This window comes from Streptomyces sp. NPDC045678 (genome assembly GCF_056432085.1).
In genome coordinates, this window is sequence record NZ_JBWKJS010000013.1 from 151,170 (window position 1) to 164,219 (window position 13,050).

Annotated in this window: 18 protein-coding genes and 1 pseudogene; 14 read left to right on the top strand and 5 right to left on the bottom strand. The window is 66.3% G+C overall.

The window, feature by feature from the left end:
• Positions 1-12 precede the first annotated feature (12 nt).
• From AC07DO_RS36655 to AC07DO_RS36685, 7 genes and pseudogenes are all read left to right on the top strand, one after another.
• Positions 13-435 (top strand): hypothetical protein, encoded by a 423-nt coding sequence (locus tag AC07DO_RS36655; protein ID WP_479066265.1) that lies wholly within the window; start codon positions 13-15, stop codon positions 433-435.
• Positions 436-621: 186 nt separating this feature from the next.
• Positions 622-987 carry a hypothetical protein gene (locus AC07DO_RS36660; protein WP_479066267.1) on the top strand — a complete coding sequence of 122 codons (366 nt, stop codon included), beginning with the start codon at positions 622-624 and terminating at the stop codon, positions 985-987.
• 9 nt (positions 988-996) lie between these two features.
• A complete protein-coding gene (locus tag AC07DO_RS36665; protein WP_479066269.1) occupies positions 997-1,716 on the top strand; it encodes a hypothetical protein in 720 nt (239 codons plus the stop codon).
• A 94-nt stretch (positions 1,717-1,810) separates the two neighbouring features.
• Positions 1,811-1,990, top strand: a pseudogene (locus AC07DO_RS36670) (DUF7426 family protein); the annotation flags it as partial.
• Between the two features lie 140 nt (positions 1,991-2,130).
• Positions 2,131-2,283: a hypothetical protein gene (locus AC07DO_RS36675; RefSeq protein ID WP_479066437.1), complete on the top strand. Its 153-nt coding sequence runs from the start codon at positions 2,131-2,133 to the stop codon at positions 2,281-2,283.
• Positions 2,284-3,048: 765 nt separating this feature from the next.
• Positions 3,049-3,330, top strand: coding sequence for a hypothetical protein (locus AC07DO_RS36680; protein WP_479066270.1), 282 nt, complete (start codon positions 3,049-3,051; stop codon positions 3,328-3,330).
• A 532-nt stretch (positions 3,331-3,862) separates the two neighbouring features.
• Positions 3,863-4,282, top strand: coding sequence for a hypothetical protein (locus tag AC07DO_RS36685; RefSeq protein WP_479066272.1), 420 nt, complete (start codon positions 3,863-3,865; stop codon positions 4,280-4,282).
• Between the two features lie 7 nt (positions 4,283-4,289).
• Here AC07DO_RS36685 and AC07DO_RS36690 read toward each other — a convergent pair whose 3' ends face one another.
• The gene (locus AC07DO_RS36690; protein WP_479066274.1) at positions 4,290-4,493 is read right to left on the bottom strand and encodes a hypothetical protein; all 204 of its coding nucleotides are present in this window, start codon (positions 4,491-4,493) and stop codon (positions 4,290-4,292) included.
• 92 nt (positions 4,494-4,585) lie between these two features.
• On the opposite strand from AC07DO_RS36690, the gene AC07DO_RS36695 reads away from it, so the two are divergent.
• From AC07DO_RS36695 to AC07DO_RS36710, 4 genes are all read left to right on the top strand, one after another.
• Complete coding sequence (locus AC07DO_RS36695; RefSeq protein ID WP_479066276.1) at positions 4,586-4,891, top strand: hypothetical protein; 306 nt, start codon at positions 4,586-4,588, stop codon at positions 4,889-4,891.
• Positions 4,888-5,148 carry a hypothetical protein gene (locus AC07DO_RS36700; protein WP_479066278.1) on the top strand — a complete coding sequence of 87 codons (261 nt, stop codon included), beginning with the start codon at positions 4,888-4,890 and terminating at the stop codon, positions 5,146-5,148. Before AC07DO_RS36695 ends, AC07DO_RS36700 begins: the two co-directional genes overlap by 4 nt.
• A 387-nt stretch (positions 5,149-5,535) precedes the next feature.
• Positions 5,536-5,718 carry a hypothetical protein gene (locus tag AC07DO_RS36705; protein ID WP_479066280.1) on the top strand — a complete coding sequence of 61 codons (183 nt, stop codon included), beginning with the start codon at positions 5,536-5,538 and terminating at the stop codon, positions 5,716-5,718.
• A 46-nt stretch (positions 5,719-5,764) separates the two neighbouring features.
• Complete coding sequence (locus tag AC07DO_RS36710) at positions 5,765-5,950, top strand: hypothetical protein (protein WP_479066282.1); 186 nt, start codon at positions 5,765-5,767, stop codon at positions 5,948-5,950.
• 91 nt (positions 5,951-6,041) lie between these two features.
• On the opposite strand, the gene AC07DO_RS36715 is transcribed toward AC07DO_RS36710, so the two are convergent.
• Positions 6,042-6,269 carry a hypothetical protein gene (locus tag AC07DO_RS36715; protein WP_479066284.1) on the bottom strand — a complete coding sequence of 76 codons (228 nt, stop codon included), beginning with the start codon at positions 6,267-6,269 and terminating at the stop codon, positions 6,042-6,044.
• A gap of 187 nt (positions 6,270-6,456) precedes the next feature.
• Here AC07DO_RS36715 and AC07DO_RS36720 point away from each other — a divergent pair, with 187 nt between their 5' ends.
• The 3 genes from AC07DO_RS36720 to AC07DO_RS36730 all read left to right on the top strand — a co-directional run bounded on the left by AC07DO_RS36720 (position 6,457) and on the right by AC07DO_RS36730 (position 9,632).
• On the top strand, positions 6,457-7,305 hold the full coding sequence (locus AC07DO_RS36720; protein ID WP_479066286.1) for a hypothetical protein: 849 nt from the start codon (positions 6,457-6,459) through the stop codon (positions 7,303-7,305).
• 459 nt (positions 7,306-7,764) lie between these two features.
• Complete coding sequence (locus AC07DO_RS36725; RefSeq protein WP_479066288.1) at positions 7,765-8,052, top strand: hypothetical protein; 288 nt, start codon at positions 7,765-7,767, stop codon at positions 8,050-8,052.
• 1,250 nt (positions 8,053-9,302) lie between these two features.
• Positions 9,303-9,632 (top strand): hypothetical protein, encoded by a 330-nt coding sequence (locus tag AC07DO_RS36730; RefSeq protein ID WP_479066290.1) that lies wholly within the window; start codon positions 9,303-9,305, stop codon positions 9,630-9,632.
• Between the two features lie 172 nt (positions 9,633-9,804).
• Here AC07DO_RS36730 and AC07DO_RS36735 read toward each other — a convergent pair whose 3' ends face one another.
• From AC07DO_RS36735 to AC07DO_RS36745, 3 genes are all read right to left on the bottom strand, one after another.
• On the bottom strand, positions 9,805-10,074 hold the full coding sequence (locus AC07DO_RS36735; RefSeq protein ID WP_479066292.1) for a DUF6907 domain-containing protein: 270 nt from the start codon (positions 10,072-10,074) through the stop codon (positions 9,805-9,807).
• Positions 10,075-10,666: 592 nt separating this feature from the next.
• A complete protein-coding gene (locus AC07DO_RS36740; protein WP_479066294.1) occupies positions 10,667-11,365 on the bottom strand; it encodes a hypothetical protein in 699 nt (232 codons plus the stop codon).
• Positions 11,366-12,038: 673 nt separating this feature from the next.
• On the bottom strand, positions 12,039-12,911 hold the full coding sequence (locus tag AC07DO_RS36745; protein WP_479066295.1) for an undecaprenyl-diphosphate phosphatase: 873 nt from the start codon (positions 12,909-12,911) through the stop codon (positions 12,039-12,041).
• Between the last annotated feature and the right edge of the window lie 139 nt (positions 12,912-13,050).

Below are 13,050 nucleotides of genomic sequence, written 5' to 3' on the forward strand. Positions count from 1 at the left end.
CCTGGGGGGACCATGAACCACCGCACCACCACCGTCGGACTGCTCCTCACCGCAGCCCTCGCCCTCACCGCCTGCTCGTCGAGCGATGACAAGACCGACGACGAGCCGAAGGCCAAGCCGAGCGCCACCGTTCCTAAGCTGACGCAGAAGCAGAAGGACGACGCCGCACGATCGGCCGGCCTGCCGCCGAATCCCGACGCCGTCGAGCGAGCCAAGCTCATCCGCGCCTTGCAGGCCGCAGCACCAGACGTCGTGCGCTACGAAGACAAGGCCGTGGATGCCGCACGCAACCAGTGCGGCTCGATCAACGGCAAGGCCAAGCGTCTCAACTGGGGGGCGTCGCAGCGCTTCACGTACAAGGACGTGACGACGACGGAAGCGCAGGGCGCCAAGATCAACGACGCGCTGCGGGCGACGGGCTTCTGCAAGGTCTGACCCGTACGACGAGCCCGGCTGCAACGCGGCCGGGCTTTCGCATGCCCAAGGAGGTGACCCTCGTGGCCGTACGCCGGGACATGCGCAAGGTCACCGAGGCCGAACGCGCCGAGATCATCCGCCTGCACGGCGGGGGGCAAGGGGCGCAACGAGATCGCCCGTCTCAACGGCCGTGCCCCACGCACCGTGTCGATCATCTGCTGCGAAGAGGGTCTCGTCTTCGCCGTCACCATGACCGAGGAGGCCACCCGCCACCGCGTCGCCCAACTCGCCGACCGACGCGCGATGCTCGCCGAAGCGCTCCAGGACGACGCCGAGCGGCTCAGCGCCCAACTGTGGGAGCCCTCAACTGTCTTCCGCATCGGCGGCTCCTCGAACACGTACCCCGAGCGCCAGGTCGACGAGCCCCCGGCCGACACGAAGAAGGACCTCATGGCGTCGGCGGGCATCGCCATCGAAAAGAGCCTGAAGCTCGTTCCCCCGGAGCGCGAGGACACTGAGGGACTGGCGGCCGTCGACCAGTGGCTGAGGGGAATGATCGGCGGCGAGTAGGGGGCGGCGATGTTCAAGCCCCTGGCCGGGAAGTCGCTGCGAGCCGTCAACCTCGCATCCGCGCGCGGGAACCTGTGGCAGGGCACGGTCCGCTCGGGCAAGGCAATCGGCTCGATCGTGGTGTGGCTGCGGTACATGCGCACCAGACCGCCCGGTGCGCTGCTTATGGTCGGCAAGACCGAGCGCACGCTGGAGTGGAACATCATCGACGTCATCGAGCAGATGGTCGGCAAGCGGCGCTGCGTGTACCGGGCTGGAGCGGGCGAGGTTGTCATCTTCGGCCGCACGGTCTACGTGGCCGGGGCGAACGACGAGAAGGCCGTCGACAAGATCAAGGGGTTGCCCCTCGCGGGCACGTACTGCGACGAGGTGACCACATACCCCGAGGTGGCATTCTTCCAGATGCTGGAGACCCGCCTCAGCGTCGCCGGGGCGCAGTGGTTCGCCACGACCAACCCCGAGGGCCCGAACCACTGGCTGAACAAGCAGTACCTCGACCGCGCCCGCCTGCACCTGCGCCGCGACAGGACACTGCCTGGCCGAGGGCGTCATCTACGACAGCTTCGACGAGGCGAAGCACGTCGTCGACCTGGCCCCGGATATCTCCCGTTGGATGGCCGTCGGCATCGACTACGGCGCTGTGAACCCCTTCCGGGGCATTCAAGTTCCTGGAGGAGTTCCAGGGCGACGCGCTCACGCTGCCCGTACGTCTTCCCGACGGCGCCGTGAAGGAGTTCCGGATCCCATCGGCCATCCGCCGAGGACGGGCGGCGCGTGCAGAAGCCCATGGAGCAGGGCGCCAGCATGGCCGACTCCGGCCCCCATGGGCGCCGAAGTTCTCGATGAAGCCCAGGAGTTCGATCTCTTCCAGGCCGCGCTCGGCGCTTACGACGACCTGATGGACGCCGGACTGGACTGGTCCCGCGTTCGGCACGTCGCCATGACCGCCGTCATGTGGATCACCGCTGGGCTCGACGTCGCCAAGAAGTTCTGGAGGCGGACGGCGGCCTCCTCGGGTGGCGAATCGGGCGGCTCGACGGGCCTCATCGGCTGCGGCGAGTATGACGAAGCCTCGGGGCTCTACGAGTGGTACGAGCACCCGCAAGGCCACCGCCCGCGCCCGCAAGGCCGCGAAGACCTGACGTGGCCCTGCTCTTGGAGGCTTGGGCGCTCATCGAGGCCGACCTCCACGAGGTGTATGGCATCGACCTCGACGCCCCCGGCCTCATGCAGGCCCGCACGTGGCGGTGGCGCGCATCCGCATCCTCGGCCTGCTCTCCGCCGAGTCCCGGCTGAGCAGGCACCTCGCCCCGCCTGAGCCCAAGCAGCCACGGCGCCCCTCCCGCCCTTGATTTGCCCGAGGTGGTGCGCGACCCCATCGTCATGCCGGACCGCGATCACAAGTACGACCCCGCCGCATGGCGGCAGCGGCCGGAGGCGGCCTCGTGACGCGCCCCACCGAGCCGACGCCACCCGCCCGCCGCCCGCAGGCCCGCAAGTACGTCAACGCCGCAGCTGGGGAACTCCTCGCCCGCTGCTTCCCCGGGCTCGTTCCCGCCCGCGTCATCGAAGAAGCCCCTCCGCGAGAAAGCCGCACGCGAAGGCCGACTCCCCAGGAGGCGGACGTGAGCAAGTTGACCGCCCAGCAGCTTGAAGTGCTCCCCCTGATCGCCAACGGCTTCACCCTCACCAGCCAAGCCTTCAACGACACATCCCTGCGCGCCCGGCAGCACCTGGGAGCCCAACGACCCCGCACGCCGTCTTCCTCGCCGTTCAGCCGGGAAGCCCCCTCCAGCGGCGCCACGGAAGGCCGCCAGGGCCGCCACGGCGCCCCCTCACGCCCTGACAGGCCGAAGTCCTCTCCGCCGCAGCCGACGGCGCCAGCCTGGCCGTCGTCGCCACCTGGATCGGCAGACCCCGTGAACAAGTGTCCCCCCGCCTCGCCGAGGCCTACCTCCGCCTCGGCGTCACTCACCTACCCCGCGGTCAACGACGGACCGCAACCGTCCGCGTCGCCCGCGAACGCGGACTCATCTCCAACCAGCAACGAGAGTGAGCCACATGACCAGGCGCATCCCCCTCAAGAACCTCACCATCGAATCGCTCCATGATCTGTACGACCGGCTCGACGAAGCCGAATACCTCGTCCACCTCCGCCGCTGGTCACCCGAAGAGGTCGTCGAACTGCGGCTCCTGCCATATACGAGCGTCCGTGTCCTCAAACAGAAGTGCTACGCCCGCGAAATCCACCACCACAACGACGGTGGTCGCATCACCTTCACCGCAGCCGACATCCGCGCCGAAGACGACCGCACGCAGATCGTCCCCGGAGGTAAGCGGTGACCGAACTCGTCCGCCTGGAGATCGACCTCAACGCTCGTACCCATGACGGTCTCCTCCCCGTCCACCTGCCCGCTGGCGTCACCGTGGACGCTGGGCGGTAGGTCATCGCATTCGAATCCGAAGATGACGTCGCCGCACCCGCAACCGTCCGCACCGTCGCACTCGACCGGGCCCTTCTTGACGTCGACTGGAACGCCATACACGACGGCCGGCCTGCCCACGACGGGCCGTCGACCACCGAAGCGGCAGCGACAACCGACGCTGGGACCTGGAGAAGGCGGGCGAGTGATGACCAGCGACGACGAAGCCCAGCCCGCCACCCGTCACCTCAACATCCTCACTGCTCCGCGCCCCGGCCTCTTCGCACCCGCCAGTGAGAAGCGCGTCGTATAACCGACCCCTGTCGGGAAAGGAACGCCTTCGCCAGACTCCCACTATGGGGGATCCCGCCATATGGGTAGCTGTCCTGACCGCTGGCACCGCGATCGCGGCGAGCTGGGTCACTAGCCGTGGAAACGCCGACGCTGCGCGCGTGCAGGCGGAAGTCTCGGCCGCCGCGCAGCGATCCACCATGCACCAAGACAGGATGCGGGCAGCCCACCTCGCCTTCATCGATCAGATCAACGTGATGGGTGACCTCTACCGCAAGGTGCCGACGATCCTCGGCATGAAATCCCACACTGAGCGAGAGGCTGCGTTGGCCCAGCACCTGGAGGAGATGCGGACCGGATACGGCGAGTTTCATCGACAGCTCAACGTAGTCACACTCGACGGCAGAAGATCATCACAACCGGCAGCGGACGCCGTGCACGCCGTGTCAACGCACGTGTACAAGACACTCCAGGCCGTAGCCGATGGAACACGTCAAGCATCAGACTTCGGGCCCGCCGTGTCCGCGTACTGGAAAGCGGCGGCAGCATTCATCCACGCTGCCCGCGAGCCTGACCAGTAGCACCCGCCTACTTACGCGAAGGCACCCTGGCGGCGAGATTCGACAACACAACCGACATCCGGCCGGCCACCACCGTAGCCAGCACCGTCACCACATCCTGCGCCTCCGACAGCGTGAGCGTAGGCAGCAGCTCGTCGTGTGGCGCGGGACCGATCACATCATCATCCATACGGTGATCAATCAGCGGCGGGAAACGGTCACGGCCGCCCACCAGCCCATTCCCCCCGTCCACCCACCCACCCACCCACCCAGGCGGTACCGTGCTAATCAGGGATCGTGAATGCACCGCCCGGGAGGACGACGATGAGCGACCAGCCGTGGACCATCGACTCGATCGCCCACGCCATCCCCGCCGCCAACACCCGGCAGGAATTCCTCCGCGAGGTCAACCTCACCCCGCTGCCGCAGCTCCCGGACATCCTCGCCCGCTGGCAGCGGTTCGTCGAACACTGGCGCGACGACGTCGCCCCGAAGGCCGACGCGCTCCTCGAGTACGCCAAGCAGCACGGCGGGGAACTCCCGCCCGAATACGCCGACGACGGTGGCACCGGCGACTTCCTGAACGACCTGCGCCAGAACACGCCGAAGCGGCAAAATAGCGCAGCGTGACCTACCAGCTCGTCGTCCCACGCGACATCCGCCGCCAGATCAAGGCGCTGCCCGTGGGAGATCAAGCCGAGCTCATCGCCCTCTTCGACCGGCTCCCCACCGAGCACGAGCGAGTCACCGAACCCTACGGCCAGGACGTACCCGGCCCCGTCCGCATGCTCTTCGCCGGACTGAGCCGCCTCATCGTCCTAGTCCTCGTCAGCGACCTCACCGCCACGATCACCGTCGTCGACCTCGTCGACCCACTCGTCAACTGACGGACCGCCGAAGGAGCCGCCGTGGCCGACGGGCCACTGCCCCCGCCCGGTGGCACCCGCGAACAACTGCCCGACGACATCCTCCAGTTGACCCAGGTGCAGCCGTGCCTCTCCACCGCCTCCGAAACCGCACAGTCCCTCACCACGGCCACAGACGCCCACCCCGACCAAGCCGGCGAACTCACCGCGTGGGCCGGCCGCATGCACCAACGCTGCGGACGAAATCACAAATACACCGGCGTGCTCTGCACTGCCACTGACGCACAGGAAAGCGCCCGCCCGGAACACTCCGGCGCGGGGGCAGTCGGCCACTGTGCACCGGCAGGTTCACCTGCCAGCCTGGCGTGCCGCGACCAGCGAGACAGTCGGCCCGCACGACCATGAAGCATGATCAGTGACGACCATCTTGAACTGCAGAGCGAAATCAAGCTCGCCATGAAGCGCCAATACGGCCCGCGCCAACAATGGCCCCACAAGCTACGCGTCGCCCTCGCGCAACTCGACCAGCTCTACATCCACACCGGACACGAGTTCAACCCCATCGTCGACTGCGTATCAGCCGCACTGTAATGCCCCAGCCCCCGCCGGTCACAGCTCCCCATGGATGCCTTCCTTTATGCGGAGCCTCGCCAAGCACTATGGCGACGGAAACTACCCGGACGAATCCGACGCGGCATGGGCCCTCATCTACGGCCTGAGCATCCTCCTCGGAAACGACTTCAACGGCGTCATGCGCTGCCTCGTCGACGGCCGCGAAGCCTGGCTCGCCGACATCGACACGCCAGCTCCAGCGATGGCCTGACAGCCGTATCCATGCACCGTCGATGCCGACCGAAACGGCACACACACGACGACGTTCTGCCCGGACTGGGCGGGGCGTCGTTGTGTGCGGACTAGTTCTCGGGAAGCCGGCGGGAGATCCGGCCGGACAAAGTCAGGGCCTGCTCATGCCCCACGCCATCCCCGGCAGCCAGCACTCGAAGCAAAAGCACCGCCGCACGGAACTCCTCCACACTCAGCAGCGGCACCCGTTCACCCCCGCCCCTCTCCAGGAGATCCCACAGCTCAAAGTCCAACGAGTCCTCAGGCGGGGCCACGCTTGGCAGATCATCGATATCCATGACTCAACCAACGCGGAGCACGCCCCCCTCAGACACGACGACGCCCTCGACCGAGGGACAGGAACTTCTTGTAGCGGGTTCCGGTACGTGCGCCGGGAATGTGCCCCCGTTGGCCAGTTCACGCGCTTGTCGGCATGTCGACCGGGCTCCACTCTGGCCACGTCATCCGACGACCACAGGGGGGCCGATGGCGATCTTCGGTAACGACAATGCTGAACTGCTACGGCAGATGATCGACCAGCTCGGACGCATCGGCACCGACCTCGCCGCACTCAAACAGCAGGTCAGTGACCAGCAGCTCGCCATCGACCAGGTTCGACAGGACACCACCGCCGCCATCAACACCGGGCTCACCGAAAACAGGGCCGTGATCCGCGACGGACTCGACCGCACCCGTGACACGATTAGCGACCCGCTCGCCCGGATCAGCACCGAACTCGTCGCCATCCGCAGCAGCGTCAGCGGCCTCGACAGCCAGCTCAAAGCACGCGCCGAACAGGCTTCGCCCGCCCCGCGACCTGCTCCTGAGCCCGCCGTAGAGCCCACCCCGACACCGTTACCAGAACCCACCGAGAACGTCGACAGTGAGCGCGTCGTCGGATTCACCGAGCCCGTCGACTACGACCCCGACATTCCCGACGACGAGATCCTCACAGCTGCAGCCGGCATCGCTCACGCCACCCTCGAAGCCCACCGCGACACGTGGGCCTTCCTCGTCCAGACCGCGGGCAACGCCGAGCACTTCCACATCCCCGGCGCCGTCAACGACGAGGACGGCTTCGTCGAAGTCCGCCTCTCCGGTCCGAGCCTCGTCGCCGCGATCATCAGCCTCGCCCACGTCACCCGCGATACTCACAGCCCCGTCACCCGCGCAATCGCCGGCCATATTCAGAACAAGATCACGAGGGCGGTGCAGACAGTCATCGACAGGCCACGCACCAACGGCACCGGCACACCCGTCCGTATCGCCATCGACGACCAAGCCCAAGCCGACGAGCAGCTTGACGACGGAGAACGGCCGGTTGCTGAAGACTAGGCATCGCGACACCCCCGCCCAGAACCGGCGGGGGCGTCGCCGAGAGTCAGGGCAGCGCCGACCCGGTCAGGTACTCCCACACCGGCGGGTACACCCGCCCGGGCTCCGCTCCGCCAGCTCATCCACCGACACCCACGCGGTCTGCGCACCTCCCGCGGAGACGCCGCACGAGCCTCACCCGACAACCACCGGCAGGACACGTACACACAACCCGCCGCCTCCAACACCGACTCACCAGCGTCAACCTTCCCCGCCAGAACTGCCACACCAGCCCCCGCTCCGGGACGCGGCGCCGGACCAGCAAGACGCGCCCCTCGTGCTGCGCCACCGCACCCGCGATGACGGGTTCCATCGGCAGTGCGCACCCCCCTCGGCGACGCACGGTAGCGACGCTCAAATGTCCCTCTGATATCCGCGTAGCGCGCATGATCGTGCACCAGCCAGACCAAGATGCTCACCATGAACGGGTGGAAGAAGGCCGGCCTCGTGCTCGGCACCCTCATTGTGATCCTCGGCTACGCCCTCCTCCTGTGGAAGGGGCCGTGGTGGTTCGACGGCGAGCACCTGCGGAAAGACAACCTCCAGCCCGCCGATGGCGTCGTGATCACAGGTTTCCGCACGATGCTCGTAGCTGTAGGCGCGGGGGCCCTCGCCGCTCTGGGGCTGCTCTACACCCACCGCAGCCACAAGCTCGCCCAGGAACAATTCGCCCACACCCAGGAACAGTTCACCCTTGCCCAACAATAGTTTGCCCTAGCACAACAGCAGTTCCGACAAACCCAGAAGCAGCACTCTTACGACCGCCAGAAAGACAGGGAGGCGGCCGCACGCGACCGAGACGCACAAGCGACCGAACAGTACGTGACCGCGGTGAAACTCCTCGGAAGCGGCAGCCACGCCGAACGCATGGGCGCAATCTTCAGCCTTCAGGAGATCGGGGGAAACTCCGAGCGGTACCGGACCACCAGTCGGCACCTCCTGGACAGCTTCGCAAGCGACCGCTACGCGAAGCTTGGCCCCTCGGGCGAAGTGAACGAGATCGGGTATCCGGGCTCCACAGACCTTGACGCGCCTGGCCCAAAAGCAAGGGCATACCGGGCGGAAGCAAAAGCAGCCGAAGAGGCCGTAAGGAGGCTATAGCCCACACGGCACCACACCGGGCATGTAGATCCAGTCTCACTTCAAATGCGGTCCGCCTCCGTACCCGCCTCGACACCACAATGCCCCCGCTCGGAGCGATCCGGTACGGGGGTTTCGCTGTGCGTGGACTAATCGCCGGATACGAGGGAGTCCCTGGAGGGGATGAGGGGGTGGGCGGTAAAACAAAGAATGGAACCTCACCCCACCTGCGCGACGGATGGTGAAAGGTAAACCCTATCGGTGCATCGGAATTTCCGTGTAACCCTGAGGACGGAAATGCAAGTAGGCTCCGGGAGGGTCGGGTGATCCCGGCGCGGGCCTCTACGGCCGATTTGCAGAAGGGTGAACCAGGTGAACCTTCGCAAAGTCGCACTATCTCTTGCTGCAGTTGCAGGGGCAGTCTGCCTCTCGCTTTGCGCGCCGTCGGCTAATGCAAATCCCCAGGCATCGGACAGTGCTGCGCAGGCTGATAAGGCGAAGACCGAACCGTGCAAGGGAAAGCAGCCCAGCAGCAAGATTGTCTACACGTTCCACCGCGGACCTTCGAAGATCCCACTGCGCTGCGGAAACAGTAAGTGGGGCTTCAGGCACATCGCCGCACGCGGCAGGTGGAACGCCTCCTTCAAGAGCAAGATCAGCGATACGCTCTGGAAGGGGTACGAGCAGACGCCTGGCGTGGTCTTCCGGAACAAGCCGGGAGAAGGCTGCACCCCAAACCCTAAGAAGAACTTCAAAGTGGTCTACAATAGAGGGCCCCTTGGAGGGAAGCCGGGCGGAATCACCCCGCAAGGGATCATCACGGCTACAGTGCAGTACACTGCGCGCTCCGCCAAGGCTAAGTGCTAGAAAGGCTACCTATGGCCACTTCCGGGCAAGTGGAAGACGCGCTGGGCAAAGTCACCCTGGGGATACAGCAAGAACACCCCGGGTTCTCAATTGAAGTCCTCGAACTGCACGTACCCGAGGTGTATCCGCACCTCATGGTGGAACTCAAAGTTCGAGCACGAGGGGAACTCTGGCGAGTCTCCCTCGACTACAAAGGCCCAGAAGCAAGCCTGGTCAGCGGCGACCTAGACCCTGACCGCGTCAAGTATCTAGCACTCCTGATCCGCACACATCTCTTCGAGTGGTGGGACACGAAGGGCACCGAGAAAGCGTCCGAGCGAATGGGCGTTAAGCTCAGCTGATTCCCTGACCGATAGCCGCCGCACCGGCAGGCGCCATCACCTGAACGCGGAGATGCCCCCACCCGTGCCAGGTGGTGGCATCTCCTTGTGCCTTCGGCGCCCCGCCAACCAGCGAGGCGCCGCTCAGGCGATCAGACTGCGGCGGACCGGGCCCACCCACTCGGCCCGCACCTCAGCCAGCCGGCGATGCGTCGCCCGTCGCCCGCATCTGATCCAGCCGACCCTGCAACGTCGAGATCACCGTCTCCAGGCCATCAGGGTCCAGGCCATCGACGTAGTGCTCGTCGACGAGCTCGACCACCGCATACGGCAGACGCTCGGCGACCGTCGATGACCACGGCTCCACCTTGACCACAGTGGACAGGACACGGAACTCTTCAGGAGTGCCGTTCTCGTTCACCGGAAGCTTCAGCCTCCCCAGAACCAGAACCAGAACCAGCACCAGATGTCCTCAGGAAACACCGGCGACTCCATGTCCGCAGCATGGCTGATCGTGCAGTCAGCCCTGCATGCACGTGTACGGCCGGGCCTGGCTTGATCGGCGCAACCGACGGTGTACGCAGTCGGCTTCATAGATGCCGAGGGGGGCTGGACCGTGTATTTGCTTGCTATCCCATGACGCGGCTCTTCCCGTCTTGAACTCGGGCCGGAGTTAGGGCGTCGTCGTAGTAGTAAGCGAGCACCGCCTCGGCACCCGATCCTTGCGCAGTGACGATCCGTTGAAGCGTGCCGAACGCAGGTCCCACTACCTCACCAACTATCGGACGCAGATCCGCTGGGGCTTGGGCTACATCAAGGGCCCCCGGCTACAGGTCACCGGCCAAGGCCTATTTGAAGTGGCTGGCCCGGTCGCCGCACTGGTACAACTCCGGCGACATCCCTAGCTGCCTCGTACCGCTCGGCCACGCCGATCCACCGCCCCAGCCCAGCGCTGAAGGCCTGTTCTCCGAGCCGGACATCCCACCGCAAGAGCCCGCCGAGTAGCCGGAGCCCCCTCCTCCTGCCTTGCGCAGGTGGCGGGGGCTCTTCTGCGTCTACTCTGCGAGTTGCCTCTTCAGCTCGGCGACGTCCGGCCCAGTGTCGGTGGCGGGCACCTTCCAGCGGTGCGCGGTTTCCTCACCGTCCACGTAGATGAGGGTGCCGCCCTTGGCCTGCGCGGGCGTGAGGTCGAATGCCCGTAGCCGCCGCTGATAGGTACCGGGCTGCACCGGGCCTTCGTTGTTGTACCTGTCGACAACGATGTTGTACGACTCGCCGCCGCCTTCGTCGATGGCTTCCCCGTCGGGGGCCATCCACTTCCAGCCTCCACCGCCAGCTGGTGGCACCTCGTCGGCTGCGGCGCCCGTCATCGCCTTGTCCTTCAAGGTGATCACGGCGAAGACCCCGTTCGCCGCGGGCTCGGTGCCGTCCTTCTTCACGTACACGACGGTGTCGGGGGTGATCTGGAGAACGCCGGTCCCTCCATCGCCGATGGTCTGCGCCGGCTCACCGAGCTTCCGGGTCTTCGCCAGTCCTTCGGTCCCGTCTCCGCCGGTACCGGTGCCTTCCTTGCCGGCGCAGTGATCCGTCCACTCCTTCTGGCTGAGGTACTCGTCCGTACAGTCGACCCGCTTCGAAGGGGCCCCTGTCTTGCCGGTGGCCGACTTCTCGTCGGGGTCGCCGTCGTCGCTGCCGCAGGCGATGAGCGCGGCGAGAAGCAGAGTGGTCGAGACCGCGGTAGCGCGAACGCGCATATGTGCCCCCAGAGGTCGGCTAGGCGAGCCACGGTAGGCCCCATGGGGTCGGCCGGTGCAGGCTGTCATCGGGTCGTGATGCGCGCGACCCTGCGACGTAGAAGGACTACAAGGCGTGGGTCGACAGGCATCTGATCCCCACCTAACACGAGCAACGTCGGCTGTCCGCCCGTGAGTACGACGTTCCTGTCGGCCGGCGACTGTTACGCCCTGCGCTGTGCTCTTCTCCACGGTGGATCAGCCGACATCGAGAGTCAGAGCGCCAGAGAGGTACTCAAGGACTTCATCTTCCTCGCTCCGGGGGAGCGGGGCGTCAGCTGGCACCGGAACTGGAAGGACGACAGTCTCATCCTGAGGGTCGACGAGTTCGCTGACGACGTGCTGCGAGCAGCACGAGCCTGGTGGAGATCGCTGAGCGACGAGCAGAATCGCGCCGCGCATGCATCGCTGATCAGCCTCACCGACTCGCCGATCTCGTCGAAGGGATCTAGCGCCCACGCCCCACCCCCGCTCCGGTGGGAGCGCCAGCTGTGCGGGAGAGCGACTGGGAGAGTTCTGGGACAACTCCCGCGCAAGTTGCCGCGCCACGCTGCGAGAACATGCGAGCTTCTACGAGAAGGGGGAGGGAATCGGCGCCACGGCAACGTGCCACCGACCCGCGATCCTCCCCGGCCTAGCCCGCAGACTCACCCGCATGCGGGCTCAGCTCACCCATGCCCACCAGTACGAACAGCACGATGCCCAGCAGGACCCGGTAGTAGACGAACGGCATGAAACTCTTTGTGGTGATGAACTTCATGAACCAGGCGATCACCGCGTAGCCGACCACGAACGCGATGATCGTGGCGAAGATCGTCGGGCCCCAGGAGACGTGGCCCTCGCCCGCGTCCTTCAGTTCGAAGACGCCGGAGGCGAGGACCGCGGGGATGGCGAGGAGGAAGGAGTAGCGGGCCGCGGCCTCGCGGGTGTAGCCCATGAGCAGGCCGCCGCTGATCGTGGCGCCCGAGCGTGAGACGCCGGGGATCAGGGCCATCGCCTGGCAGAGGCCGTAGATGAGGCCGTCCCTGACGCCGAGTTCCTTCAGGCTCTTGCGTTCCCGCACCGCCCGGTGCTTGCCGCCCGTCTCGTCGCGGGCCGCCAGGCGGTCGGCGATGCCGAGGACGATGCCCATCACGATCAGCGTCGTGGCGATCAGGCGCAGATCGCGGAACGGGCCCTCGATCTGGTCCTTGAACGTCACGCCGAGGACGCCGATCGGGATCGAGCCGACGATGACCAGCCAGCCCATCTGCGCGTCGTGGTCCGAGCGCGGCACCTTCCCGAAGAGTGAACCGAACCACGCCGACAGGATGCGCGCGATGTCCTTGCGGAAGTAGATCAGCACCGCGGCCTCCGTGCCGATCTGGGTGATCGCGGTGAACGCGGCCCCCGGATCGTGCCAGCCCGCGAACGCCGCGGTCAGGCGCAGATGCGCGCTGGAGGAGATCGGGAGGAACTCGGTCAGCCCCTGGACGAGCCCGAGGATGAAGGATTCAAGCCAAGACATGAAAACTGCGCCGTCCAAGTACTGATCATCGGGCCGCGAACGCGGTCGTAGCGGTCATAGAGGGGCGTGGCTGAAGCAGGGCTTAAGTGAGGGTGGTCGGGAGGGCTCGCGGGACGTCGGAGCTCGGGGTGGATCACGT

What these genes read in the sequence shown, in the direction of transcription:
- AC07DO_RS36695 (WP_479066276.1), top strand. Translation starts at nt 4,586, where the DNA reads ATGAGCGACCAGCCGTGGACCATCGACTCGATCGCCCACGCCATCCCC.
- AC07DO_RS36665 (WP_479066269.1), top strand. Translation starts at nt 997, where the DNA reads ATGTTCAAGCCCCTGGCCGGGAAGTCGCTGCGAGCCGTCAACCTCGCA.
- AC07DO_RS36745 (WP_479066295.1), bottom strand. Translation starts at nt 12,911, where the DNA reads ATGTCTTGGCTTGAATCCTTCATCCTCGGGCTCGTCCAGGGGCTGACC.
- AC07DO_RS36720 (WP_479066286.1), top strand. Translation starts at nt 6,457, where the DNA reads ATGGCGATCTTCGGTAACGACAATGCTGAACTGCTACGGCAGATGATC.
- AC07DO_RS36710 (WP_479066282.1), top strand. Translation starts at nt 5,765, where the DNA reads ATGCGGAGCCTCGCCAAGCACTATGGCGACGGAAACTACCCGGACGAA.
- AC07DO_RS36715 (WP_479066284.1), bottom strand. Translation starts at nt 6,269, where the DNA reads ATGGATATCGATGATCTGCCAAGCGTGGCCCCGCCTGAGGACTCGTTG.
- AC07DO_RS36705 (WP_479066280.1), top strand. Translation starts at nt 5,536, where the DNA reads ATGATCAGTGACGACCATCTTGAACTGCAGAGCGAAATCAAGCTCGCC.
- AC07DO_RS36725 (WP_479066288.1), top strand. Translation starts at nt 7,765, where the DNA reads ATGAACGGGTGGAAGAAGGCCGGCCTCGTGCTCGGCACCCTCATTGTG.
- AC07DO_RS36730 (WP_479066290.1), top strand. Translation starts at nt 9,303, where the DNA reads ATGGCCACTTCCGGGCAAGTGGAAGACGCGCTGGGCAAAGTCACCCTG.
- AC07DO_RS36655 (WP_479066265.1), top strand. Translation starts at nt 13, where the DNA reads ATGAACCACCGCACCACCACCGTCGGACTGCTCCTCACCGCAGCCCTC.
- AC07DO_RS36680 (WP_479066270.1), top strand. Translation starts at nt 3,049, where the DNA reads ATGACCAGGCGCATCCCCCTCAAGAACCTCACCATCGAATCGCTCCAT.
- AC07DO_RS36740 (WP_479066294.1), bottom strand. Translation starts at nt 11,365, where the DNA reads ATGCGCGTTCGCGCTACCGCGGTCTCGACCACTCTGCTTCTCGCCGCG.